This window comes from Nonomuraea sp. NPDC003754, from assembly GCF_053605785.1.
Map to the genome: position 1 here is coordinate 1 of NZ_JBSGJX010000068.1, position 23,361 is coordinate 23,361.

The window sequence follows — 23,361 nt, forward strand, 5'->3', positions numbered from 1 at the left end:
AAAAACATCTTTGGGGTGTGGTCAGTAGATTTCGCTTGCGTGAAGTTCATGGGGGGGGGGGGCCCGGCCGGGGCGCGGCGCCGGCCCCCCCCCCCCCCGCGGCCCATCTGAGGGACAGGCGCATGCGGGTCCTTTCTCGGGGGGTCTCGAGGGGCTCTCGGGGGTCTCGAGGGGTTCTCGGGGGGTTCTCGGGGGGGTCTCGGGGGGTCTCGGGGGCCTCGGGCGGGTTCTCGGGGGGTCTCGAAGGGTCGGTCTTGGAGGGGTTCTCGCGGGGTCAGTACAGCTGGAGGAAGGGGGCGGCACCGGGGGTCTCCCTGTCGCCGATCCCGACCGCGAGGGTCCTGTCCGGGGCGGACAGCGCGTAGCCGCCGCCGAGGTGGCCCGTGACGTCGACGGAGTACCAGGCGGGGGTCTTGCCCGTGACGGTCACGGTGCCGATCGGCCGGCCGAGGGCGGGCCTGTCGTTCCAGGTCAGCGTCGCCTCGTCCCAGCCCGAAGCGGGAGCCTCATAGAGGGTGAGCGTGGTGGAGTCGCCGTCGGCGTCCTGGACGGCGGCGCGGATCCAGAGGGTGGCCGGCCCCGTCGTGGCGGGCGGCGGGTCGAAGCGCAGGTAGCTGATCCTGGTGTAGCCCGGGTCCGCCGACACGGTCTTGACCACGAGGCCCTTGCCGTTGAAGGAAGTGCCCGCGTGGACGCCGCCGCGCACGTAGGTGTCGGCGGCGGCGACCTGCCTGGCCTGCTCGCAGGAGGGCCCGGTCAGCGCCGGTCTGGCGGTCGGCCTGACCTTGACCTTAAGCTTGACGCCGGCGCCGAGCGCATCGGCCGCATCGACGGTGAACCTGATCGTCGGCGAAGTGGTCAGCACGGTGACGCGCGGGTCGGCGGCGAGCACCTCGCGGCCTTCGCGGGCCACCTCGAACAGCATCCGGCCCTGCTTCCACGTCGGATCGGCGACCGCCAGGTCGAGCGTGGCGCCCTCCTGGTGCAGGGTGACGGCGGCCGGGCCGTACGCGCGGACGGTGTCCTGGGTGGTGGCGCAGCTCCAGAAGGTGGCCGCCAGCCGCGTGTTGACGCCGTCGGCCGTGACCACCGACTGCACCGCGGCGGTGTTGTCGCCGATGCGGACGTTCGTCCGCCTGGCCGCCTCGGCGGTCTCGGCCGCGCTCCTGCCCGGCAGCAGGTAGTAGGCGTAGGAGGCCGCGCGCGGGTCGTTCCCGTGGTCGAACCAGAGGGTGGTGTAGTCGCGGGTGAGCGGTTCGCGCCCGCCGGTGCCGATGTCGGACCACGCGCCCGTCCTGCTCTCGCGCAGCGTCTTCGGCAGGCCGTGCGGGAACAGGTAGCCGCCGACGCCCTCCAGGTGCATCCAGTGCTCGCCCTGGGTGAGCCGCCCCGCGCCCATCCGGTTCTCGACCGTCGTCTGCGCGGCGACGCCCGCCGCGGTGATGTCGGAGCCGAGCGCCACGATGGTGTCGCCGACGGTGAACCACGACTTGCGGGCCTTCAGGTCGATGGGCTGCTTGCTGTGGTAGTCGCGCTCGGCGATGAGGCGCATCCCGAAGGCCGACAGGTCGCCCATGGCCACGCCGCCGGTGTGCGGGTCGCTCTGGCGGAAGCCGTACCAGTTGGTGTCCCTGGCGGTGCGCGGGTAGGTCTCGGCGGTGGCGTTGGTGACGCCCGGCAGGCGGTAGGGGTCGACGGTCGGCCAGAAGCCGTCGCTGTACTGCGGGCGGTCGTTGTAGATCGACGTCATGCCGTCGCCGGTGTACCAGCCCTTGAGGTTCTCCCCGTTGCCCGCCTCGTAGGCGCCGACCCTGCTGCCGCGCGCGGAGACGGAGAAGGCGTGACCCGGCCGGTGGTGGACGAGGCGGTCCATGCCGGCGAACACCTTGGTGAGCGTCAGGTCGCCCCGCGGGGCGACGCCCTCGACCAGGCCGCGGACGAGGGAGACCTGCGCGACGGTCGCGTGGTCGTAGAAGGGGGCGGCGCTCACGTGCTCGGCGACGACGCCGGCGATGCGCTGCCGCACCTCCGCCGGGGCGCCGTGGGCGAGCATCGCCATCGCGGCCACGACCGCCCGGCCCTCGGCGAAGTCGTCGCTCGCCGGGCGGGAGATGCCGCGCCCTCGCACGTTGGCGAACATCTGGCCGCGGAACAGCACCGGCTCGAAGCCGTCGAACACCCAGGTGGTGACGTTGCCGCTGTCGGGGTCGGTGATCTGCCACGGCGTGCCGGCCAGCAGGGTGAGGACCCTGGCGACGCCGTCGAGCAGGACGGTGCCGTAGCCGCCGGTGTAGGCGAAGTAGAAGTGCTGGATGAGCGAGCCGTCGGGGTACCAGCCGTCGCCGCTCGCCGTCAGGTCGAAGACCGGGCTGAGCTTGTCGCGGGCCATCGACAGGACGGCCGGGTCGCGGGCCAGCAGGCCGCGCCGTACCGTGATCGAGACCTTGTCCACCAGGTTGGCGCCGACCTCGGGCACGCCCGAGATCTTGCGCCTGGCCGGGTCGGGCACGAAGTGCGCGACCGTCGCCAGCACCCCCACCCGCAGGTCCTCCGGTACGGCGTCGCCGAGCAGCAGGAGCGAGTCGAGCAGGTGGTTGGGGCCGCCGATCTCCCAGAACCACCAGTTGCCCAGCTCCTGCGCGCCGGGCCGGTAGCGGTTGTCGTGCAGCCAGCGCAGGGCCGCGACGGCCGCGTCCGCGGCGGCCCGGTCGCCGTGGTACCGCGATCCCGCGGTGGCGTAGGCGAGCGCGATGTCCTTGATCCTGGCGGCGGCCGTGCCGACGGTGGCGCCGTCGGTGCTGGTGGCGTCGGGCCAGCGGCCGTCGGCGAGGGTGGCCAGGTTGGCCGCGGCCTTGTCGTCCAGGGCGGCCAGCGGTTTGGCGTAGACGGGGTCGGCTGGGGTGACGGCCGCCCCGCCGGTGACCAGGTCGCGCCAGCGCTGGACGGGCGCCCCGAAGTCGTCCGCGGCGGGCGCCGCCGCGAGGTCGGCGCTCCCGGTGCCCGCGGGCGCCGGTGACGGGTCGGGGCTGCTGGTGTCCGCTGGCGCGGGCAGTGGGGCGGGGGTCCCGGTGTCGGTGGGTGCGGGCAGGGGGTCGTCGCTCCCGGTGTCCGCTGGCGCGGGCAGGGGGGCGGCGCTTCCGGTGGGGGCCGGGGCGGGTAACGGGTCGGCGAGGGAGGGGGCGGCGGACAGCGTGAGGGAGGAGGTGACGGTGACGACCAGCAGGGTCGCCGGCAGGGCACGTCGGAGCATGGGGGGTGCCTCCCGGGAAGGGGTTCAGGCGGAGCGGGACAGACTCGCGGGCTCCACCGCGTACTCGAAGGGCAGGCCGCGGGCGTATCGGGCCAGCTCGTCGAGCGCGAGGTCGGCCATGCGGGCCAGCTCCCCGCCGAGCGAACCGGCGATGTGCGGGGTGACGAGAACGTTGTCCAGGTCGTAGAGGGGCGAGGACTCGGGCAGGAACTCCGGTTCGGTGTGGTCGAGGACGGCGTGGAGCCGCCCGGACAGCAGCTCGGCGGTCAGCGCGTCCTGGTCGACGAGCGCCGCCCTGGCGGTGTTGATCAGGGTCGCACCGTCGCGCATCCGCGCCAGCCGGGCCTTGTCGATCATGTGGCGGGTCTCCGGCAGGTCGGGCGCGTGCACGCTGACCACGTCGCTGCGGCTGACCAGATCGTCCAGGCCGACGTGCGCGACGCCCAGGTCCTCGGTCAGGTAGGGGTCGCTGACCAGCACCTCCAGGTCGAAGGGACGCAGCAGCTCGATCACCCTGCGGCCGATCCTGGAGGCGCCGATGACGCCGACGGTCCTGCGGTAGTTGCCGAAGCCGGGGTAGCGGGTGTCCCAGTCGTCGTGGCTCCGGTCCTTGCGGTAACGGCGGGCGATGTCGATGACCCGCTTGTTGGCGAACAGGATCGCGGCGAGCGTGAACTCCGCGACGGGCTCGGCGTTGGCCGCCGCGGCCGAGGAGACGGCGATGCCGCGCTGCCAGACCGCGTCGGTGACGTGGTGCTTGACCGATCCGGCGGCGTGCACGACCGCGCCCAGCCTGGGGGCTCGCGCCAGCACCTCGGCGGTGACCGGCGGGCAGCCCCAGGAGGTGTACAGGACCTCCACCTGCGACAGGTCGGCCCGCGCGAAGTCCTGGACGACCAGGTCCACGTCGACGTCGGCGAGCATCGCCAGGCGGCTCCTGACCGGGCCACTGACGAGCCGTTCGGCGACGTGGGCGCTCATGGCGACGAGAGTCTTCGGCCTTTTCACGTTCTCCCCCGAGAAGTCGTTCACTTGACGCTGCCCGCCGTCATCCCGGCCTTCCAGAAGCGCTGCAGCGACATGAACACCAGCAGCAGCGGGACCACCGACAGCAGCGATCCGGTGATCACCAGGCTGTGGAACTCGGGGAAGGCGTTGCCCTGCTTCTCCCAGCTGAACAGGCCCAGGCTGAGCGGGTAGAGGTTCTGGTCGTTGAGCATCACCAGCGGCAGGAAGAAGTTGTTCCAGATGGCGGTGAACTGGAACAGGAAGATCGTCACGTAGGCCGGCATCAGCATCGGCAGCGCCACCCTGGTGAAGGTCCTGATCTCACCGGCGCCGTCCGACCTGGCCGCCTCGAGCACCTCGCCCGGCACGTAGCCCGACGACAGCACGCGCGCCAGGTAGACGCCGAACGGGTGCACCAGCACCGGGATGAACACCGCCCAGAAGGTGTTGACCAGGCCCACCTTGGAGGCCAGCAGGTACAGCGGCAGCGCCGTCGCCGTGGTGGGCACCAGCACGCCGAGCAGCACCAGGCCGAACAGCTTCTCCTTGCCGAACCACGAGTACTTGTCGAAGGCGTAGCCGCACATGACGGTGATGAAGGAGCTCACCGCCGCGCCGACGCCCGCGTACAGGACGCTGTTGAGGTACCAGCGGAAGAAGATGCCGCCGTTCTCCTCGCTGACCGCCCGGATGTTGGCGATCAGGTTGAAGTCGCCGAAGGCGAAGCCCGGCGTCGAGTACAGGTCCGACAGCGACTTGGTCGAGGCGAACAGCAGCCAGGTCAGCGGCAGCAGCGTGTAGAGCGTGGCGACGATCAGCAGGACGTTGACCGTCGCGCGGGACATCCACTTCATCGACGGTTACCCCACCTGGTGACGACGTAGGAGAGCACGGCGGCCAGCAGCGCGAGGATGATCGAGGCGGCGCCCGCCTGGCCGTAGTCGTTGTTGCCGAAGGCCTCGTTGTAGGCGTACATGTTCGGGGTCCAGGTGCTGACGATGCCGTCGCTGACGTTGTCGAGCACCATGGGCTCGGTGAACAGCTGCAGCGAGCCGATGATCGTGAACAGGACCGTGGTGATGACGGCGCCGCGGATCAGCGGCACCTTCACCGACAGGGCGGTCCTGACCGCGCCCGCGCCGTCCATCCTGGCCGCCTCGAGCACCTCGGCGGGGATGGCCTGGAGCGCGGCGAAATAGATGATCATGTTGTAGCCGATCCACTCCCACAGCGCGATGTTGACCACCGAGCCGAGCACCTGGTCGCCGCCGAGGAAGTTGACCCCGCCGAGCAGGTCCACGATGGGGCTGATGCCGGGCAGGTAGAGGTAGAGCCAGATGAGGCCCGCGATCACTCCCGGCACGATGTGCGGCATGAACAGGGCGAGCTGGAAGAACTTCTTCGCCCTGGCCAGGCCGGAGTCCAGCAGCAGCGCGAGAGCGAGCGCGCCGCCGATCATCAGCGGGATGTACAGGACGCAGTAGCCGAGGATCACCAGGAAGCCGTCGGTGAAGGCCTGGTCCCTGAGCGTGTCGAGGTAGTTGCCGAGCCCGACGAAGACCGTCTCGGCGCCGCCGAAGCCGAGGCCGGACGACTTCTCGCTGAACAGGCTCAGGTAGACCGCGTACGCCAGCGGAGCCATGATGACCGCGGCGAACAGCGCGAAGAACGGGCCGACGAAGAGCAGGATCGCCCCCCGCCTGCGCCACGCCTCACCCGGGCCGCGCGCCGGTGTCTCTGGTGTGCCGGTCGTCATCTCCACCTCTTCTTCGCTGTCTGGTACGGCACGGCCGTCCGCCGCTCCCACACCGCCTGGACCGACCGCCGTCTCATGGCCCCTCGCCGCCCGCGCGCGAGGGTTCCTTGAAGGGGGGCGGGTTCCGCCGGGTGGGTGCCGGGGGGCGGCCACCCGGCGGACCGGAGCCAGGCAGGCGTGCCGTACGGGTTACTGCTGGGCGGCGACGTTGAGGCCGCGGCCCTTGATCTCCGTGACGGTCGCGGTCTGGACGCTCTCCAGCACGTCGGGGATCGTCGTCTCGCCGGTGCTCACCTTGCCGAGCGCGTCCTTGAAGGAGGTCAGCGTCTGCACCATGCTCGGCCCCCACGCCCAGCCGGGCTGGATGGTGCCGTAGGCCTCGGTGAACAGCGCGTAGATGTCCTGCCCGCCGTAGAAGGAGGCGTCGAAGCTCTTGGCCGCCACCGGCACCAGGTCGGCGATCGCGGGGAAGCCGCTGGAGGTGCCGGAGGACAGGCGGGCCGTCCACGCCTCGGGGGAGCCGGTCAGCCACTTGATGACCTCGACGGCGGCCTTGGTGTTCGCGCTGTTCTTGGCGACGGCGAAGGTGGTGCCGCCGAGCATGCCGCTGGCGGGCGTGCCCCAGTGCGGGACGGGCGCGATGGCCCACTTGCCGGACTGCCCGGCGTGGTTGCCCTTCATGACGCCGGCGCCCCAGTTGGCGCCGACGTAGCCCCACAGGCTGTCGTCCTCGAAGGCGGCGTTCCACTCCTGGCTGAAGGACGGCTGCACCTTGACGAGCTCGTCCTTGACCAGGCCCTGCCAGTAGCCGGCGACCTTCTTGCTGGCCTCGTCGTTGATGGAGACCTTCCACGCGTCGCCCTCGGTGCCGAACCACTTGGCGCCCGCCTGCCACGACAGGGCGGCCAGGACGCTCGGGTCGTCGGGGAAGAAGGTGGCGATGCGTGCCTTGCCGTCGGCCTTCTTGACCTTCTCGGCGGCGGCCCTGAAGTCGTCCCAGGTCTTCGGGACCTCGATCTTGTTCTTCTCGAACAGGTCCTTGCGGTAGAAGAACACCTGCGGGGCCGCGTCCATGGGCACCGACCAGGTCTTGCCGCCGAGCTCGACGAGGCTGAAGACGCTGGGCGGGTACTTGCCCTTGAGGTCGGCGACGTCGGCGGTGATGTCCTGGAGCGCGCCCTGGTTGACGAAGTCGGGAAGCTGCGGGTACTCGACGGACATCACGTCGGGGGCGTTGCCCGCCTTCACCGCGTTGGAGAACTTGGCGTAGCCGCCCGCGTTGCCCGAGGGGATCTCCTCGAACGTGATCTGGATGTCCTTGTGCGACTTGTTGAAGGCGTCGACGACCTGCTGCGTGCCCTTGGCCCAGCCCCAGAAGGTGACCTGGGTGGGCTTGCCCGCCTCGCCGGACGCGGGCGCGGATCCGCCGCTGCCGCCACCGCAGGCCGCGAGAAGGGTCATACCGGCCAGCATTCCGGCGATGCCGGCGGCGGCGCGCTTGCGTTCCATGATTGCTCCTAATCGCTTCCGATCGCTAGAGCATCATTCGCTCACAAACGAAGACTTGTCTAGATATCGATCAGTAACGAAATGAACGCGAAACATCAACCGCGCGGAGCGGTCGATTCGCGCACCCGGAGTTCCGGCAGCAGCGCCACGTGCTGGCCCGGCAGGTCCGCGCCGTGCTCGATGCGACGAACCAGCAGGTCGACGGCATTACGGCCGACCGCGGACTTGGGCGGGGCGACGGCGGTCAGCGGCGGGTCGCTGAGCGCGGCCACCTCGTCGTCGTAGGCCACGATCGACACGTCGTGCGGGATCCGCACGCCCGCGACCCTGAGGTGCTGCACCAGCAGCAGCGCGTCCTCGTCGTTGTGCACGAGCAGCCCCGTCACCCCTGCCTCGCGGACCGCCGCCACCACCTGGGCGACCTGCTCCTCCGACGGCCCCTCCTGCTCGATCCCGAACTCGCCGGGCGTCTCCAGGCCCAGGTCGCGCACCGCGGCCAGGAACCCCTGGCGCACCCTCGGCGCGGTGGGACTGCTGCGGCTGACCATGGCCACCCGGCGATGTCCCAGCTCGGCCAGGTGCCGAACGCCCACGAAGGCGCCGTGGGCGTGGTGGGAGGCCGCCGCGTCGAGGAAGGAGGCCGGGCCGCCCAGCTCCGCCACCCTCTCCACCAGGACGGCGGGCACGCCCAGCCCGGCGAGCCACTCGACGTGCGAGGCGTCAGGCTGCCTGCTCAGCGTGAGCAGCAAGCCCTCCGCGCCGCCGCCGATCAGCTGGCCGACCTGCTTGCGGTCCTCCTCGTCGTCGTAGCGGGAGACGCCGAGCACCAGCCGCGCGCCCAGGTCCTGGGCCCGGTCGCGGGCGGCCTTGATCACGCTCGGGTAGTAGTACGTGGCCGACGGCACCAGCATCCCGATCGTGAGCGCCCGGTCGTTCACCGGCCGGAAGGCCGGCGCTCCCGCGAGCGTCCCCTCGGCGACCGGCCTGGCCGGCTCCTGGGGCAGCGTGATGCCGCCGTGCACCCTGGTGACCAGCCCCCGGCCCGCCAGGTGCTCGACGTCCCTGCGCAGGGTGACCATGGACACCTGCAGCCGCTCGACCAGGTCGGCCAGCCGGACCGAGCCGCGCTCGCGCACCTCGCGAAGGATGAACTCATGGCGTTGCTCGACGAACAAGGGGGGCTCCTAACACTCGACGGGTCCGATCCTAGCGAGGTAGCTTTCGTTCGTGAACGTATTGTTTCGTTCGATCAGTTCCCGGAGGCCGCGTGCTCACCCTTCCTGATGCCGACCGATCGCTCAGCCCCATCACGGGATGGACGCGCGCCCACTGGGAGGCGGCGGCCGACGGCCTGCTCGCGGCCGTCGAACCGTACCGCTCCCATGATCGCGCGTTGGTCGACCTGCCGGGCCGGGCCAGCTGGTCGCGGTGCGACGGGCTCGAGGGATACGCCAGGACGTTCCTGCTGGCCGCCTTCCGCGTCGCCGGCGGCGGCGACCCGGCGGTGCTGGAGCCGTACGCGGAAGGGCTGGCCGCGGGCCCCGGCGGCGCGTGGCAGCCGATCGCCGACCACAGCCAGCCGATGGTCGAGGCCGCCTCGATCGCCATCGGGCTGCGGCTGACCCGCGCCCACCTGTGGGACCGCCTGCCCGCCGCCGTCCAGGAGCGCGCCCTCGACTGGCTGGGCGACGCGCTGATCCGCGAACACGTCGACAACAACTGGCACCTGTTCCCCGTCGCCGTCGCCGGACTCTTCGGCGACCTCGGCCTCGACGACCGCGGCGCCACCGAGCGCGGGCTGGCCAGGATCGAGGCCTGGTACGAGGGCGACGGCTGGTACCGCGACGGCGACGGGCGCAACTTCGACCACTACAACGGCTGGGCGATGCACCTGTACCCGGTGATCCACGCCTACCTCGGCGGGCCCGCCGAGCCGTACGCCTCGCGGCTGCGCGCCTTCCTGACCAACTACGGCGCCGCCTTCGACACCAACGGCTCGCCCGTCTACCACGGCCGATCCGTCATCTACCGCTTCGCCGCCGCGGCGCCGGTGTGGGCGGGCGAGCTGCTCGGCGTCTCGCCCTACTCCCCCGGCACCGCCCGGCGCCTGGCCAGCGGCGCGGCCGCCCACTTCCTCACCGGCGGCCGGGCGCTGTCGCGCGAAGGACTCCTCACGCTCGGCTGGTACGGCCCGCACGAGCCGTCCCTGCAGGCGTACTCGGGGTCGGCCTCGCCGTACTGGGCGGCGAAGGGGTTCCTCGGGCTCCTGCTGCCGCCCGACCACCCCGTCTGGACCGCGGTGGAGGAGCCAGGACCCGTCGAACGCGCCGACCAGGCGATCGGCCTGCCGGGGCCGGGGCTGCTGATCCACTCGACGGCCGCCGACGGGCTGGTCAGGCTGGTCAACCACGGCAGCGACAAGCAGCCGCCCGGCGGCGCCCCCGACGACCCGCTCTACCAGCGCATGGCCTACTCGACCCGCACCGGCCCCACCACGCCCGCGCCCGCCGTACCCGCCGCCGCACAGGACGCGCCCGCCTCCCCCCAGGACACGGCCGCATCCTCCCAGGACACGCCCGCATCCTGCGAGGACGCGCCCGCCGACAACCACGTCGGCCTGGTGTTCGACGGGGAGGTCACCCCGCGCGGCCCGATCACCCCGCGCGGCGCCGGACCGGGATGGGCCGCCTCCTCCTGCCGCCCGACACCCTCGACGCTGATCGAGTCCGTGAGCGTGGTCCACGGCCCGCACGAGGTCCGCGTCCACCGCGTGACCGCCCCGGCCGGCACCCTCGTCCGCCAGACGGGCTGGGCCCTGCCCGCCGCCGGCGCGCGGACCGTGACCGGCGCGGACGAGCCGACCGGCGCGGGCGAGCTGACCAGTGCCCTCCTGCCCCTGCACGGGTTCACGGCGGCCACCGAGCTGAAGGCCCCCGGCGGCACGGTCTTCGGCCCCGACGCGGTCGTCCCCGCCCTGGACGGCACCGTCCCCGAGCCGGGAGCCGTCTTCGCGTGCGTCGTCACCCTCTCGGCGGCCCCCGTCACCTCGGCGCCACCGGCGTTCCGGCTGGCCGGCGGCAGGATCACCCTGACCTGGCCGGACGGCACCACTCACGAGCTCGGCACCGAGGAGGGCCTCACCCTCGTCTAGTCCATTAGGGCGTTCTGGGGACCTGGAACGGATCCACTCCCGGCGCGGGCGGTTCCCCTCCGCCCCCGCCGACGAACTGGATGATCGCCAGGATCGCGGCGATCTGCGCGAGCAGGAAGGTGGCCTGTGACGGCAGGGTCTCCAGCCGGTAGATGTCCAGCACGTACCTGCCGACCCTGCTCCAGGGCGGCAGGACGTTCCTCATCGTGCGGGCGTCCACGTACAGTCCCGTCGCGGTCAGCACGGCCGCCAGGACCACCGCGCGTACCACGAGGCCGTTCAGGTCGCCCATGTCGAAGAGCTGGTCCAGCCCCAGCCTGACCAGGGTGTAGACCAGGTACGTCACGATGAACGGCAGGGCCTTGATGGGGCCGCGCCGTCCCGGTAGCTGGTCCCAGAACAGGCCGAGCAGGTAGCCGGGCACGAACCAGAAGGCCGCCTCCCCGAAGGCGAACACCGGCTGGGCGAGCCCGGCGAACCAGTCCAGCCGTCCCGGTCCACCCGTCAGCACGATGTCGTGCCAGACGATGTACCCGGACGGCACCGACCCGAGGGCGAGCGCGAAGAGCCCGGCCCGCCAGGCCAGGTCGGCCTGACGGCCCGCCCGCCAGGTGACGCCTCCGGCGCCCCGCGACCTGTCGGGGCCGGCCAGCAGGGCCAGGTCGAGCGGGGTCACGTCGGCGGGCAGCACCTCCCTGCCCGAACGCGGCCCCCTGCGCAGCGACCGGAACTCGGCGCGCAGCGCGTCCGCTCCCTCGTGCCAGTCGTCGAGCCCTTCGGCGGAGTCGAGCGGCTTGGCGTCCCACTCCCTGCCCGACCGCCGGGCCCACAGGTACCGCCCGGCCGCCTTCCGCACCTGCTCGATCGTGCCGGCGCGCAGTTCGGCGTGGAGGGGCCGGCCGTCGGCGAGCCGACGGGCCGACAGCACCCAGGGGCGTGTCGCCTGGAGCACCGCCCAGAGGGTCACCGTTCCTGCCACCAGGGCGACCGGCAGCCAGAGGCCGCCGTAGAAGTGGGAGTAGCCGAAGGCGTTGGCGACGAAGACCCACACCACGAGCGCACGGGCGCCCCCGCCGTCCGGGCCTTCCCGCGCCAGCGCGAACGTCCTGAAGCGCAGCGCCACGACCAGGACCGTCACCGGCCACAGCCACAGCACGTAGCCGGCGAACCAGGTGACCAGGTTGAAGGGCATCCAGAGCAGGTCGGAGGTGACCGAACCCATGACCTCCTGGTCCTCGGCCAGCCACATGACCCGCAGGCGGTCCCTGGCCAGGGCGAAGCACGCGTATGCCGTGGTGAGCGCGGCAAGACCCCAGCTGACCACCCACACCCAGCGCGGGACGGCACCGCCGTGCTCGCGCAGGAAGGCGCGTCGCATCCCGTTGATCCACGCCGCCGACAGCAGCGCCACCAGCAGGAGATCGGCCGCGGCGATGCCCGCCAGGGTCCAGGGCAGCCCGCCAGGCTCGTCGTCGGGGAAGCCGGCCGTCAGCCACCCCGCCAGGCCCGCCCCGAGGGCGCCCGCCAGCACCGCGGACAGGCCAAGGACCAGCTGCCACCCGGGCAGGCCACCGGCCCACAGGACGGCGGAGGCGGCGATGACCAGGACGCCGCTCGACACGCTCCAGAACACCATCCGAGCCGCCCCGTCCGCCACCGGCGGGCCCAGCAGGTCGTAGGTGAGCAGGCGCACCAGGTGCAAGCCGCTGAGGACGACCGGCACCGCCACGAGCGCCCGGTCCCGCCGGCCCCACCGCAGGTGGATCAGCAGCCCCGCCAGAAGCGTGAGGAACGTCCAGAACTCGCTGAGGAGATCGCGGGCCATCCGCTCGGGATAGCCGCTCATCACGGCGGCGCCCCAGCCGTCCAGATCAGGGGTCAGCGTGAACGACACCCTGGCGGTGACCGCCTGCTGCCGCCAGGTGGCGGTGTTCTGGCCCCACGTGCCCGGCGGCGGGCTGGGCGAGCTCAGCCATCCGTCGGGGTGTTCCACCACGATCTCCCGCCAGGGCAGCCGCCACAGGTCCGGTTCGGTCCGCAGCACGAAGTGCCAGTGGCGATCGTTGACCTGGTAGAACTCCCACGGCCCGAAGACGGCGTCGGGCACGCAGCGCCACTCCGCGTCGTCGTCCCTGGCCACGTGCCGCACCCAGCCGTAGTCGGGAACGCTGCACAGGTCCTGATCGCCGAGCCCCTGGCCGTCGGCGACCAGTTCGATGCCCACCCTGACCGTGTCGGTGACCGTGACGCTCTCCTGCCCGATCTCGATCCGGGGCAGGCTCTCCCGCTTCTCCCTCCACCTCACCTCCGGGTCACCGCCGTTCAGCAGGCAGTTCATGGCCGCCTGGTAGCCGCCCTCCCTCGGCTCGGCCAGCAGGTCGGCCACGACGGGATGCGCGCGCGGAACGGTGACCACGGTGACGGCGGTGAGGGTGGGCGCGTCGACGTCGGTGTTGTCCACCTGGAGGCGCGTCGTGCGGACGGTGTCGCCGCGCGTGCCGTCGGGACAGGTGGTGGTGGCGGGATCGGGACCTCGCGAAACCACCCCGACACCGGCCACGATCGCCGCGGTGACCAGGGCCGCCCATAACACCGCCACGAGGGTGCCACGCATGTGATCATGATGAACCCGGCGCGACCGGAAGGCACGCTCGGTGACGTGATCGTGACATTCAGCCGAGGAAGGCGCGCAGCAGGGCGGCGGTGCCCTCCAGGTGTTCGGCGACCGCCCGGCTGGCCGCCTCCGGGTCGCCGTCGAGGATGGCGGCGACGATGGCCTCGTGCTGCGTCGCCGCGTGCTCGATGTTGACCTGCAGCATGGGGATCGCGTTGAGCAGGTCGGTCACCCGCAGCCGCGCGTCGGCGCAGGCCGCGGCCAGCAGCGGGGAGCCGGTCAGCTCGGCGATCGACAGGTGGAAGGCCGTGTCGAGGCGGCGGTACTCCTCGGGGCCCGCGGCGTTGAGGTCGGCCAGGCGGCCGAGCAGCACCTCGCGCTGCTCCTCCGACAGCGACGAGCCGGCCAGCACCTGGGCGGCCCCGCACTCGACGGCCATCCGGAAGGTGAGCGCGTCGGCGATCGAGTCGGAGCCCATCTCGGCCACCGCCTGGCGCAGGTCGCCGCTGCCGGGCGCGGGCGGGGCGTAGATGACGAAGGCGCCGCCGTACCTGCCGCGCCGTACGTCGAGATAGCCCGCGTCCTGCAGCGCGCGGATGGCCTCGCGCAGGGTCACCCTGCTGATTCCCAGCTGGACGGCCAGCTCCCGCTCGGGGGGAAGCTTCTCCCCCTGGGCGACCATGCCCAGCTTGATCGCCTGGAGCAGCCGCTCCACGGTCTCCTCGAAGGCGTTGCCCGCCCGGACCGGGCGCAACACCGTCAACGGGTTCATGGCCCCCCTCGGCAGAGGTCTTGACTGCGGCTTACCAATGGTCTAACACTAGCCCAATAGCAGGGAGGGTGACTGTGCCGGGTGGCTTCCTTTCACTAGACGAGTTGCGCGACGAGGTGGCCGAGGGGCGGATCGACACCGTCCTGCTGGCCCTGGTCGACATGCAGGGCCGGATGCAGGGCAAGCGCCTGTCCGCCCGATACTTCCTTGACGAGGTGCTACACCACGGCTCCGAGGGGTGCAACTACCTCCTGGCCGTCGATGTCGACATGAACACCGTCAGCGGCTACGAGATGTCGTCATGGGACCGCGGTTACGGCGATTTCATGATGAAACCCGATATGTCGACGCTGCGGCGCATCCCCTGGCAGGAGGGCACCGTCCTGCTGATGGCCGATCTGACCTGGGAGGACGGCACGGACGTCGTCGCCTCGCCCCGGCAGATCCTGCGCCGGCAACTCGCCAGGCTCGAGGAGCGCGGGCTGGCCGCCTACGTGGGCACCGAGCTGGAGTTCGTGGTCTACGACGACAGCTACGAGGAGGCGTGGCGGCGGGCCTACCGCGACCTGACACCGGCCAACCTCTACAACGTCGACTACTCGCTGCTCGGTACCGCCCGCATCGAGCCGCTCCTGCGCCGCATCAGGCGCGAGATGGAAGGCGCGGGCATGTACGTCGAGTCGGCCAAGGGCGAGTGCAACCTGGGCCAGCACGAGATCGCCTTCCGCTACGACGAGGCCCTGCGCACGTGCGACAACCACGCGATCTACAAGAACGGCGCCAAGGAGATCGCCGCCCAGGAGGGCAGGTCGATCACCTTCATGGCCAAGCCGAACCAGCGTGAGGGCAATTCCTGCCATATCCACATCTCGCTGCGGTCTGTGGACAACGAGCCGGTCATGGCAGGGAGCCGGCCGTACGGGCTGTCGGAGCAGGGGGCCTGGTTCATCGCCGGACAGCTCGCCTGCCTGCGGGAACTCACCCTCCTCTACGCCCCGAACATCAACTCCTACAAGAGGTACGTGCCGGGCAGTTTCGCGCCGACCGCCGTCAAGTGGGGTGTGGATAACCGTACGTGCGCGCTGCGCCTCGTCGGCCACGGGCCCTCCCTGCGCGTCGAGAACCGCGTGCCGGGCGGCGACGTGAACCCCTACCTCGCGGTGGCCGCGCTCATCGCCGCCGGACTGCACGGCATCGACAACGAGCTGCCGCTGGAGGAGCCGTTCACCGGCAACGCCTACACCAGCGGCGCCGACACCGTGCCCCACACCCTGCGCGACGCGCTCACGTTGTGGGAGGGGTCGAAGCTGGCCCGCGAGAACTTCGGCGAGGACGTGGTGGCCCACTACGCCAACAACGCCCGCGTCGAGCTGGCCGCCTTCGACGCGGCGGTGACCGACTGGGAACTGTTCAGGGGATTCGAGAGACTGTGAAGATCATCAATCCGGCGACCGAGGCCGTGGTCGCCGAGGTCGAGCTCGCCGACGCGGCGGAGATAGACAGAGCGGTGGAGCGTGCCAGGACCGCCTTCCAGACCTGGCGGCAGGTCTCGCCCGGCGACCGCGCCCGCCTGCTGCGGCGCTTCGCCGAGAAGGTCGACGCGCACGCCGAGGAACTGGCCCGTCTGGAGATCGCCAACGCCGGCCACACGATCGGCAACGCCCGCTGGGAGGCGGGCAACGTCCGCGACGTGCTGCACTTCTACGCCGGCGCGCCCGAGCGCGACCACGGCAAGCAGATCCCCGTGGCGGGCGGCCTCGACGTCACCTTCCACGAGCCGCTCGGCGTGGTGGGCGTGATCGTGCCATGGAACTTCCCCATGGTGATCATGACGTGGGGCGTGGCCCCCGCGCTCGCCGCGGGCAACACGGTGATCGTCAAACCCGCCGAGTGGACCCCCCTGACCGCGCTCCGGCTGGCCGAGCTGGCCCTCGAGGCCGGTCTCCCCGAGGGGGTGCTCCAGGTCGTGCCCGGCGCGGGCGAGGTCGCCGGCGCCCGCCTGGTCGAGCACCCGGACGTCGCCAAGATCGTGTTCACCGGCTCCACCGAGGTCGGCAAGCAGATCGCCGCCACGTGCGCCGGGCAGGTCAAGCGGCTCACCCTGGAGCTCGGCGGCAAGTCCGCCAACATCGTCTTCGCCGACTCCGACCTCGACAGGGCCGCCGCCACCGCCCCCTACGCCGTCTTCGACAACTCGGGGCAGGACTGCTGCGCCCGCTCCAGGATCCTCGTCGAGGCCTCCGTCTACGACGACTTCCTGGTACGGCTCTCGCAGGCCGTCACGAACGTCAAGGTCGGCGACCCGCTCGACGAGAGCACCGAGATGGGGCCGCTCATCAGCGCCGAGCACCTGGAGCGGGTGCGCGGCTTCGTCCCCGACAACCCCTACCTGCAGACGTCCTGCCCCGACGGCCCCGGCTTCTGGTTCCCGCCGACCGTCCTCACCTCCGCCGTGACCGACCGCGCCTTCACCGAGGAGATCTTCGGGCCGGTGGTGTCGGTGGTCCCGTTCGCGGACGAGGCCGAGGCGGTGCGGATCGCCAACGACACCCGCTACGGCCTGAGCGGCTCGATCTGGACCCGCGACGTCGGCAGGGCGCTGCGGACGGCCAGGGCGGTCGAGGCCGGGAACCTGAGCGTCAACTCCCACTCCAGCGTGCGGTACTGGACGCCGTTCGGCGGCTTCAAGGAGTCGGGGCTCGGACGGGAGCTGGGGCCCGACGCCCTGGCCGCCTTCACCGAGACCAAGAACGTCTTCATCGCCACCGACTGACCGGGGTCACGGCCCTCCGGCCCCGTCATGAGGCCCCGGGACCCCCGCCCGGGTTCCTGGGCCCGCGCGAGAAGCAGAGCACCCACCGAGAGAAGGACATATGCAGCGCTTGCAGGACCGCGTCGCCGTCATCACCGGCGCCGGCAGCGGAATCGGCCTGGCCACCGCACGACGGTTCGCCGACGAGGGCGCCAAGGTCGTCTGCGTCGACCTCGACGAGCCGACCGGCGCCAAAGCCGCCGACGAGGTGGGCGGCCTGTTCGTGCGGGCCGACGTCACCGACGAGGACGACGTGGTCAGGATGTACCAGACCGCCTTCGACACCTACGGCAGCGTCGACATCGCCTTCAACAACGCGGGCATCTCCCCGCCCGACGACGACTCCATCCTGGAGACCGGCATCGAGGCGTGGCGCCGCGTGCAGGAGGTCAACCTGACGAGCGTCTACCTGTGCTGCAAGCACGCCATCCCCTACATGCGGCGGCAGGGCAAGGGCTCGATCATCAACACCGCCTCCTTCGTCGCGGTGATGGGCTCGGCCACCTCCCAGATCTCCTACACCGCCTCCAAGGGCGGCGTGCTGGCGATGTCGAGGGAGCTCGGCGTGCAGTTCGCCCGCGAGGGCATCAGGGTCAACGCCCTGTGCCCCGGCCCGGTGAACACGCCGCTGCTGCAGGAGCTGTTCGCCAAGGACCCCGAGCGCGCCCAGCGCCGCCTGGTCCACATTCCCGTCGGCCGCTTCGCCGAGGCAAGCGAGATCGCCGCCGCGGTCGCCTTCCTCGCCTCCGACGACGCGTCCTTCATCACCGGCTCGGAGTTCCTGGTCGACGGCGGCATCTCGGGGGCGTACGTTACACCGCTATGACCAGACCCTTGATCGGCATTACCTGTTACGTCGAGCCCGCGCGGTTCACGGTGTGGGAGATGACGACGGCGCTGCTGCCGTACATGTACGTGGAGCAGGTGGTGCGGGCGGGCGGGCAGCCGGTGATCGTGCCGCCCGCCGGCGATCCGGCGTCGATCGTGGACAGGCTGGACGGGGTGATCCTGGCGGGCGGGGGCGACATCGACCCGTCGCGGTACGCGGAGACGGCCCACGAGCGCACGGGATTTATCCGGACATTTCGCGACTCGGCGGAGTTTGCGATAGCGGACTCCGCGCTGAAGGCGGGCATGCCCTTCCTGGGCGTCTGCCGAGGGCTCCAGGTGCTGAACATCACCCTCGGCGGCAGCCTCCACCAGCATCTTCCCGACGTCGTCGGCCATTCGGGGCACGCCCCGGCCCCGGGCGAGTTCGGGCACATGCCGGTCTCCGTCACCCCGGGCAGCCACCTGGCCGCGATCCTGGGCGAGGAGACCGTGACGGTCCCGCACTACCACCACCAGTCGATCAGGCGCCTGGGCACGGGACTCAACGCCACCGCCCACGCCGCCGACGGCGCGATCGAGGCGGTCGAGTTGCAGGGTCACCGCTTCGCCCTGGGCGTCCAGTGGCATCCCGAGGCCGGCGAGGACGGCTCGCTCTTCCGCGCGCTCGTCGAGGCCGCCGGGTAGATGCGCCTGCACGTCAGGAAGTTCGAGGGGCCCTCCGACCGCACGCTGCTGGTCGTCCACGGCGGGCCCGACTGGGACCACAGTTACCTGGTGGAGCCGCTGGACCGGCTCGTGGGCGAGCACCGCCTGCTCTTTCCCGACCTGCGAGGGTGCGGGCGCTCCCCCGTGGCCGAGCCGCTGACCCCCGACGCTATGGTGGACGACCTCGCCGAGCTGGTCGGGTCGGCGCCGGTGGACGTCCTCGGCTTCTCGTACGGCGGGCTGCTCGCCCAGCGCCTGGCCATCCGGCATCCCGGGCTGGTGCGGCGGCTGATCGTGGCGTCGAGCAGCGTCCTGCCGGTGCCGCCGGACGCCTTCGCGGGGTGGGCGGAGTACGAGCGCAGAAAGCGCGCCCATCCCTCGGTATGGGAAAGCTCGCCCCTGGAGGGAGCGGCTCTGGTGCGTGCCGAGGCCTTCGCCACGGCGCCGCGCGACGTGTGGAGGCAGGAGTCGCTGCCCGGCTATCTCCGCAGGCTGGAACGGGTCCGGTTCACTGCCACCTTCCTGGAGCGCTACCGGAGCGGCCGGTTCCCCTCGGCGCGGCATCCCGACGCGCTCGACAGGTTGGCGGGGATCCCGCTGTTCCTGCTGCACGGGCGCCAGGACATGACCTTCCCCTCCTCGCTGGTCGCCGCGACCCCGTGCGCCGAGGCGGTCATCCTTGCGGAGGCCGGACACATGGCGCACATCGACCAGCCCGAGGACTGGCTGGCGGCGGTCAGGCGCTTCCTGACCGCATGACCGACCACCGGACGACCGGTACCTCAGGAGGAGACGTGACCGATCAGCGCGCGGAAGGCCGGAAGGCGACCGGCGGGACCGTGGCCGCCGCCGTGACCGAGGTGTTCGCGCCGCAGTACGTGGCGATCGCCATGCCGCCCGTGGTGGGGCTGCTCGCCGACGGCTGGGCCGGCCTGGCGTGGGGGCTGCTGGCCGCGGCGCTGTGCGCGGGCGTGCCGACGGCCGTGATCGCGCTCGGGGTACGGCGGGGCCGCCTGGACTCGATCCATGTGGTCGAGCGCAGGAGCCGCAAGGGGCCGATGCTGGCCGGGTTCGTCGCCGTGGTGGCCGGGCTCGCCGTACTGGTGCTGCTCGACGCCCCGGACATGGTGGTGGCGACGGCGGCGGTGATGCTGGGCTGGGTGGTGGTCATGGGCCTGATCACGCTCGCGTGGAAGATCTCGTTCCACGCGGGGGTGTCGGCGGGCACCGCCGTGGTGCTGGCCCAGGTGCTCCCGGCGCTGCCGGTGCTGCTGGCGGGTGCGGTCGTGGTGGCCGTGATCGGGTGGGCGCGGGTGCGGGTCTCGCACCACACGCCCGCCCAGGTGCTGGCGGGCGCCGTGACGGGCGCGGCGGTCAGCGCGGCGACCCTGGCGATCACGACGTAGGGTCGGAGTCCTTCAGCCGCTCCCGTACGGCACGCACGCCGCCGGCCAGCACCGGCGGGACGGTGATGAGGATGACCACGGCATCGCCGAGCCGGTCGGCCGCCGTGTCGAGCACCAGCCAGGCGAGCGGCGGCCCGAGCAGCGCCCACACCCGGGCGTCCGATCTGAGGAGCCACCGCAGGCAGCGCGTCGCCGGGCGCAGGACGCTCCCGGCGGTCAGCGTCGGCCCGCGTACGGCCGCCGCCATCCGCGGCAGCCCCCAGAGCAGGTGCGCCACGAAGCGGGCCCGTGCCCGCCTGCCGGGCAACGCGTGCAGTTCGCCCAGCCACTCGGCCAGCCACCGCGCCCGGACCTCGGCGGGAAGGACGAGCGCGCCCACCGCGAGCGCGTGGAAGGAGAAGCGGACCTCGGCGGGCGCCGACAGCACCGCGCCGGCCAGCTCTTCCAGCTCCACCCTGATCCCGTCCAGGCCGAGCCGTGCGGCGGCCGGCGCGAACGCCTCCAGCGTTTCCCGGGACTTGCGGCGCTGCTTGTCCCTCGGCAGGAACTCCATCGTCCGCTGGTTGTGCAGCCGGTCGGCCAGCTTGAGCATGAGGAGGCGGTCGTCGGCGCACCTTTCCAGGTCGGCCGGGTCGTGGAGGGTGCCCATGCTGCTGACCAGCGTGACGATCTCCTCGCCGAAGTCGCGCAGCAACGCCTCCTCGGTGCACGCGGAGTCCTCGAGGACGTCGTGGAGGAGCGCCGCGCAGAGCATCTCGTATCCCGCGTCGAGTTCGGCGAGGATGGCGGCCACCGCCACCGGATGCCCGATGTACGGCTCGCCGCTGCGCCGGCGCTGTCCGCGGTGCCAGAACGCGGCGACCGCGTGAGCCCGCTCGACCAGGTCGAGCTGCGCGGGAGGTAAGGCCCTCGGGAGGGCGTCGAGGATGGGCCGGATGCTCATAGCGCCTCGCCGGTACGGCCGAGCCACCAGGGCGCGGGCTGTCCGCGCGAGCGATGCGCCCGTGCGATGGCGGCGCGGCCGCTCTCGAGGCCGTCGGGGGTGAGCCGGTAGTAGCGACGGGTCGGCCGCTTCTCGCGGATGCCGACGCCGGGGTCCTCGTGCCGGCTCTCCACCCAGCCCAGGCCTTCCAACCGGCCGAGGATGGGATAGACGGTGCCGCTGGCCAGGCCGGTGGCGTTCATGAGTTCCAGGCCGTAGAACTCCCGGTCGGGAGCGTCGAGGAACGTTCCGAGCACCAGCTGGAACGTCATCGTCATCTTCGGCAAAGCTCGAACTCTACATAGGCTCCTGCCGTCCGGCCTGTCTCCCGAGGGCCACACCCTCCTGGCGAAATTCTGACATTCGGCTAACATTTGTCATTGTTGTGACAGAATGTTCCGCATGAAGGAGAGCATTCCCCTGGTGCTGCGCGACGCACGCCGTACCAGACGACGTCACGCGTGGGCGGCCGTCCAGCGGCGGCGGCTCGCCGACCTCGTGGAGCACGCCCGCACCCACTCCCCCTACTACCGCGACCTCTACCGGGGGCTGCCGTCCGGCCTCGACGACCCCGCCCGGCTGCCCGTCACCGGCAAGGCGGCGCTGATGGCGCACTACGATCAGTGGGCCACCGACCGGGAGGTGACGCTTGAGCGGGCCCGCGCGTTCGTCGCGGACCCCGCGCTGGTGGGCGGTCGCTTCCTGGACCGGTATCTGGCGGTCACCACCTCCGGCACCACCGGCAACCCCGCGATCTTCGTGAAGGACGACCGGGACATCGCCGTCAACTACGCCCTCGGCATGCGCATGATGGTGTCCTGGCTGGACGCCGGCGACGTCCCGCGCATCGTGGCCGGCGGCGGACGGATGGCCATCGTGGCCGCGGCCAACGGGCACTTCCTGGTCTCGGCGGGCGCCGCCCGCATGCGCGCGAGCCGGCTGCGGCGCAGGACCGTCCGCCTCTTCCCGGTGCACGCCCCGCTCGACGCGCTGGTCGAGGCGCTCAACGAGTTCCGGCCCGCGCTCCTGCTCGGCTACGGCAGCGTCCTCGGCATGCTGGCCGCCGAGCAGGAGGCGGGGCGGCTGCGCATCGCTCCGGCGCTGGTGGAGCCCGCCGGCGAGACGCTGACCGGCGGCGACCACGAGCGGATGGCCCGCGCGTTCGGGGCCAAGGTGCGCGACACCTACGGCGCCAGCGAGTGCCCCTTCCTGACCGAGGGCTGCGCGCACGGCTGGTACCACGTCAACAGCGACTGGGCCGTGGTCGAACCGGTGGAGGCCGACCACTCCCCCACCCCGCCGGGCGAGCCGTCGCACACGGTCCTGATCACCAACCTGGCCAACCGGGTGCAGCCGATCCTGCGCTACGACCTCGGCGACAGCGTCCTGCGACGGCCCGACCCGTGCCCGTGCGGCGACCCGCGGCCCGCCCTCCGCGTCCAGGGACGCGTGGCCGACCTGCTCACGTTCACCACCGGGCGGGGCCAGGGCGTCATCGCGCCGCTGATGCTCAACACACTGGTGGACCGCACGCCGGGGGTCCAGCTCTACCAGATCGTCCAGACCGGCCCGGCCGGCCTGTGCGTACGGCTGCGCGCCACGCCGGAGGCGGACCCGGAGACGGTGTGGCGCGCCGTCCGCGAAGGGATCGCCGGCCTGCTCGCCGAGCACCGTCTGGAGCATGTCGTCCTGGAACGCGCTGACGAGCCGCCGCAGCAGTCCGCCGGCGGAAAGTATCGGACGGTCATCCCGCTGAAGGATCCCGCATGACGTCACCCGAAGCACCCGGACTGCGGGAACGTAAGAAGGCCGACACCCGCGCCGCCATCCAGCGGCACGCCCTGCGCCTGTTCCGCGAGCAGGGCTACGACGCCACCAGCATCGAGCAGATCGCCCAGGCCGCCGACGTCTCGCACCGGACCGTGTTCCGCTACTTCCCGACCAAGGAAGCGCTGGTCACCCTCGACGACTACGACACCCTCATCGCCGCGGCCTACGCGGCCCAGCCGGCGGAGCTCGGCCCGGTCACGGCCCTGCGCAACGCCTTGCGCGCCGTGCTCACCGGCGTGACCGACGCGGACATCGCCGCGAAACGGGAGCGTCAGGCGCTGGTGCTCAGCGTCCCCTCCCTGTGGGCGGCCAGCCTTGCCAACATCACCAGAACCAAGCAGACCCTCACCGACCTGGTCGCGGCCAGGCTCGACCGCCCGCCGTACGACGACCGCGTGCGGGCCGTCAGCGGCGCGGTGTTCGGCATCCTGCTGTCGACCTGGCTCGACTGGGCCCACGACCCCGGCATGGACGCCCCGGCATCACTGGACCGCGCCCTCGCCCACCTGGAGAGCTCCCTCAACCAGGACCAACCCGACTCGTCAGGGCCCGGCTGACCGACGACCGGCCTGGCGCGTCCACCCGACGCCGCCGGGCCGCGGGTCAGCATTCGATGACGTTCACGGCGAGACCGCCGCGCGAGGTCTCCTTGTACTTGTCCAACATGTCCCGACCCGTATCCCGCATCGTCTTGATCGCCTTGTCCAACGACACGAAATGCTGCCCATCCCCCCG

20 protein-coding genes are annotated in these 23,361 nt (G+C 71.8%); 9 read left to right on the plus strand and 11 right to left on the minus strand.

The genetic code is table 11. From position 1 onward, the window contains the following. Nucleotides 1-274 precede the first annotated feature (274 nt). The 6 genes from ACWEVS_RS43475 to ACWEVS_RS43500 all read right to left on the minus strand — a co-directional run bounded on the left by ACWEVS_RS43475 (nucleotide 275) and on the right by ACWEVS_RS43500 (nucleotide 8,698). Nucleotides 275-3,250, minus strand: coding sequence for a polysaccharide lyase family 8 super-sandwich domain-containing protein (locus ACWEVS_RS43475; RefSeq protein ID WP_452556788.1), 2,976 nt, complete (start codon nucleotides 3,248-3,250; stop codon nucleotides 275-277). Nucleotides 3,251-3,274: 24 nt separating this feature from the next. Beyond that, nucleotides 3,275-4,231 (minus strand): hydroxyacid dehydrogenase, encoded by a 957-nt coding sequence (locus ACWEVS_RS43480; RefSeq protein ID WP_452556790.1) that lies wholly within the window; start codon nucleotides 4,229-4,231, stop codon nucleotides 3,275-3,277. A gap of 47 nt (nucleotides 4,232-4,278) precedes the next feature. Further along, a complete protein-coding gene (locus ACWEVS_RS43485; RefSeq protein WP_452556792.1) occupies nucleotides 4,279-5,112 on the minus strand; it encodes a carbohydrate ABC transporter permease in 834 nt (277 codons plus the stop codon). Next, entirely contained in the window at nucleotides 5,109-6,014 is a 906-nt protein-coding gene (locus ACWEVS_RS43490) for a carbohydrate ABC transporter permease (RefSeq protein ID WP_452556794.1), read from the minus strand. The genes ACWEVS_RS43485 and ACWEVS_RS43490 overlap by 4 nt, the downstream gene beginning before the upstream one ends. A 189-nt stretch (nucleotides 6,015-6,203) precedes the next feature. Then, nucleotides 6,204-7,523, minus strand: a complete 1,320-nt coding sequence (locus ACWEVS_RS43495) for an ABC transporter substrate-binding protein (RefSeq protein ID WP_452556796.1) — start codon at nucleotides 7,521-7,523, stop codon at nucleotides 6,204-6,206. 95 nt (nucleotides 7,524-7,618) lie between these two features. Continuing rightward, a complete protein-coding gene (locus ACWEVS_RS43500; RefSeq protein ID WP_449931156.1) occupies nucleotides 7,619-8,698 on the minus strand; it encodes a substrate-binding domain-containing protein in 1,080 nt (359 codons plus the stop codon). A 92-nt stretch (nucleotides 8,699-8,790) separates the two neighbouring features. Here ACWEVS_RS43500 and ACWEVS_RS43505 point away from each other — a divergent pair, with 92 nt between their 5' ends. Further along, nucleotides 8,791-10,674, plus strand: a complete 1,884-nt coding sequence (locus tag ACWEVS_RS43505; protein WP_452556798.1) for a DUF2264 domain-containing protein — start codon at nucleotides 8,791-8,793, stop codon at nucleotides 10,672-10,674. Between the two features lie 4 nt (nucleotides 10,675-10,678). Here the strand turns inward: ACWEVS_RS43505 and ACWEVS_RS43510 are convergent, their stop codons facing one another. Then, on the minus strand, nucleotides 10,679-13,288 hold the full coding sequence (locus ACWEVS_RS43510; RefSeq protein WP_452556800.1) for a DUF6185 family protein: 2,610 nt from the start codon (nucleotides 13,286-13,288) through the stop codon (nucleotides 10,679-10,681). A gap of 58 nt (nucleotides 13,289-13,346) precedes the next feature. Further along, entirely contained in the window at nucleotides 13,347-14,060 is a 714-nt protein-coding gene (locus ACWEVS_RS43515; RefSeq protein ID WP_354922703.1) for a FadR/GntR family transcriptional regulator, read from the minus strand. Nucleotides 14,061-14,134: 74 nt separating this feature from the next. Between ACWEVS_RS43515 and ACWEVS_RS43520 the strand changes: the two genes are divergently transcribed. The 6 genes from ACWEVS_RS43520 to ACWEVS_RS43545 all read left to right on the plus strand — a co-directional run bounded on the left by ACWEVS_RS43520 (nucleotide 14,135) and on the right by ACWEVS_RS43545 (nucleotide 19,814). After that, a complete protein-coding gene (locus ACWEVS_RS43520; protein ID WP_449931186.1) occupies nucleotides 14,135-15,493 on the plus strand; it encodes a glutamine synthetase family protein in 1,359 nt (452 codons plus the stop codon). Beyond that, the gene (locus ACWEVS_RS43525) at nucleotides 15,490-16,833 is read left to right on the plus strand and encodes an aldehyde dehydrogenase family protein (protein WP_452556802.1); all 1,344 of its coding nucleotides are present in this window, start codon (nucleotides 15,490-15,492) and stop codon (nucleotides 16,831-16,833) included. The genes ACWEVS_RS43520 and ACWEVS_RS43525 overlap by 4 nt, the downstream gene beginning before the upstream one ends. Nucleotides 16,834-16,933: 100 nt before the next feature. Then, entirely contained in the window at nucleotides 16,934-17,698 is a 765-nt protein-coding gene (locus ACWEVS_RS43530) for a 3-oxoacyl-ACP reductase (RefSeq protein WP_449931164.1), read from the plus strand. Beyond that, nucleotides 17,695-18,387, plus strand: a complete 693-nt coding sequence (locus tag ACWEVS_RS43535; RefSeq protein WP_449931168.1) for a gamma-glutamyl-gamma-aminobutyrate hydrolase family protein — start codon at nucleotides 17,695-17,697, stop codon at nucleotides 18,385-18,387. Before ACWEVS_RS43530 ends, ACWEVS_RS43535 begins: the two co-directional genes overlap by 4 nt. Beyond that, entirely contained in the window at nucleotides 18,388-19,167 is a 780-nt protein-coding gene (locus tag ACWEVS_RS43540; protein WP_452556804.1) for an alpha/beta fold hydrolase, read from the plus strand. Between the two features lie 35 nt (nucleotides 19,168-19,202). Continuing rightward, entirely contained in the window at nucleotides 19,203-19,814 is a 612-nt protein-coding gene (locus ACWEVS_RS43545; RefSeq protein WP_452556806.1) for a hypothetical protein, read from the plus strand. Here ACWEVS_RS43545 and ACWEVS_RS43550 read toward each other — a convergent pair. Then, nucleotides 19,804-20,757: an HD domain-containing protein gene (locus ACWEVS_RS43550; RefSeq protein ID WP_449931173.1), complete on the minus strand. Its 954-nt coding sequence runs from the start codon at nucleotides 20,755-20,757 to the stop codon at nucleotides 19,804-19,806. The two genes, ACWEVS_RS43545 and ACWEVS_RS43550, sit on opposite strands and share 11 nt — an antisense overlap. Then, nucleotides 20,754-21,074 carry a PadR family transcriptional regulator gene (locus tag ACWEVS_RS43555; RefSeq protein WP_452556813.1) on the minus strand — a complete coding sequence of 107 codons (321 nt, stop codon included), beginning with the start codon at nucleotides 21,072-21,074 and terminating at the stop codon, nucleotides 20,754-20,756. The genes ACWEVS_RS43550 and ACWEVS_RS43555 overlap by 4 nt, the downstream gene beginning before the upstream one ends. 124 nt (nucleotides 21,075-21,198) lie before the next feature. Here ACWEVS_RS43555 and ACWEVS_RS43560 point away from each other — a divergent pair, with 124 nt between their 5' ends. Together ACWEVS_RS43560 and ACWEVS_RS43565 are read left to right on the plus strand one after the other, a co-directional pair. Beyond that, the gene (locus tag ACWEVS_RS43560) at nucleotides 21,199-22,566 is read left to right on the plus strand and encodes a phenylacetate--CoA ligase family protein (protein ID WP_452556809.1); all 1,368 of its coding nucleotides are present in this window, start codon (nucleotides 21,199-21,201) and stop codon (nucleotides 22,564-22,566) included. After that, nucleotides 22,563-23,183: a TetR/AcrR family transcriptional regulator gene (locus ACWEVS_RS43565; RefSeq protein WP_452556811.1), complete on the plus strand. Its 621-nt coding sequence runs from the start codon at nucleotides 22,563-22,565 to the stop codon at nucleotides 23,181-23,183. Before ACWEVS_RS43560 ends, ACWEVS_RS43565 begins: the two co-directional genes overlap by 4 nt. 46 nt (nucleotides 23,184-23,229) lie before the next feature. Here the strand turns inward: ACWEVS_RS43565 and ACWEVS_RS43570 are convergent. Then, on the minus strand, nucleotides 23,230-23,361 hold a 132-nt coding region (locus tag ACWEVS_RS43570; RefSeq protein ID WP_452556645.1), incomplete at its 5' end, for an L-serine ammonia-lyase, iron-sulfur-dependent, subunit alpha.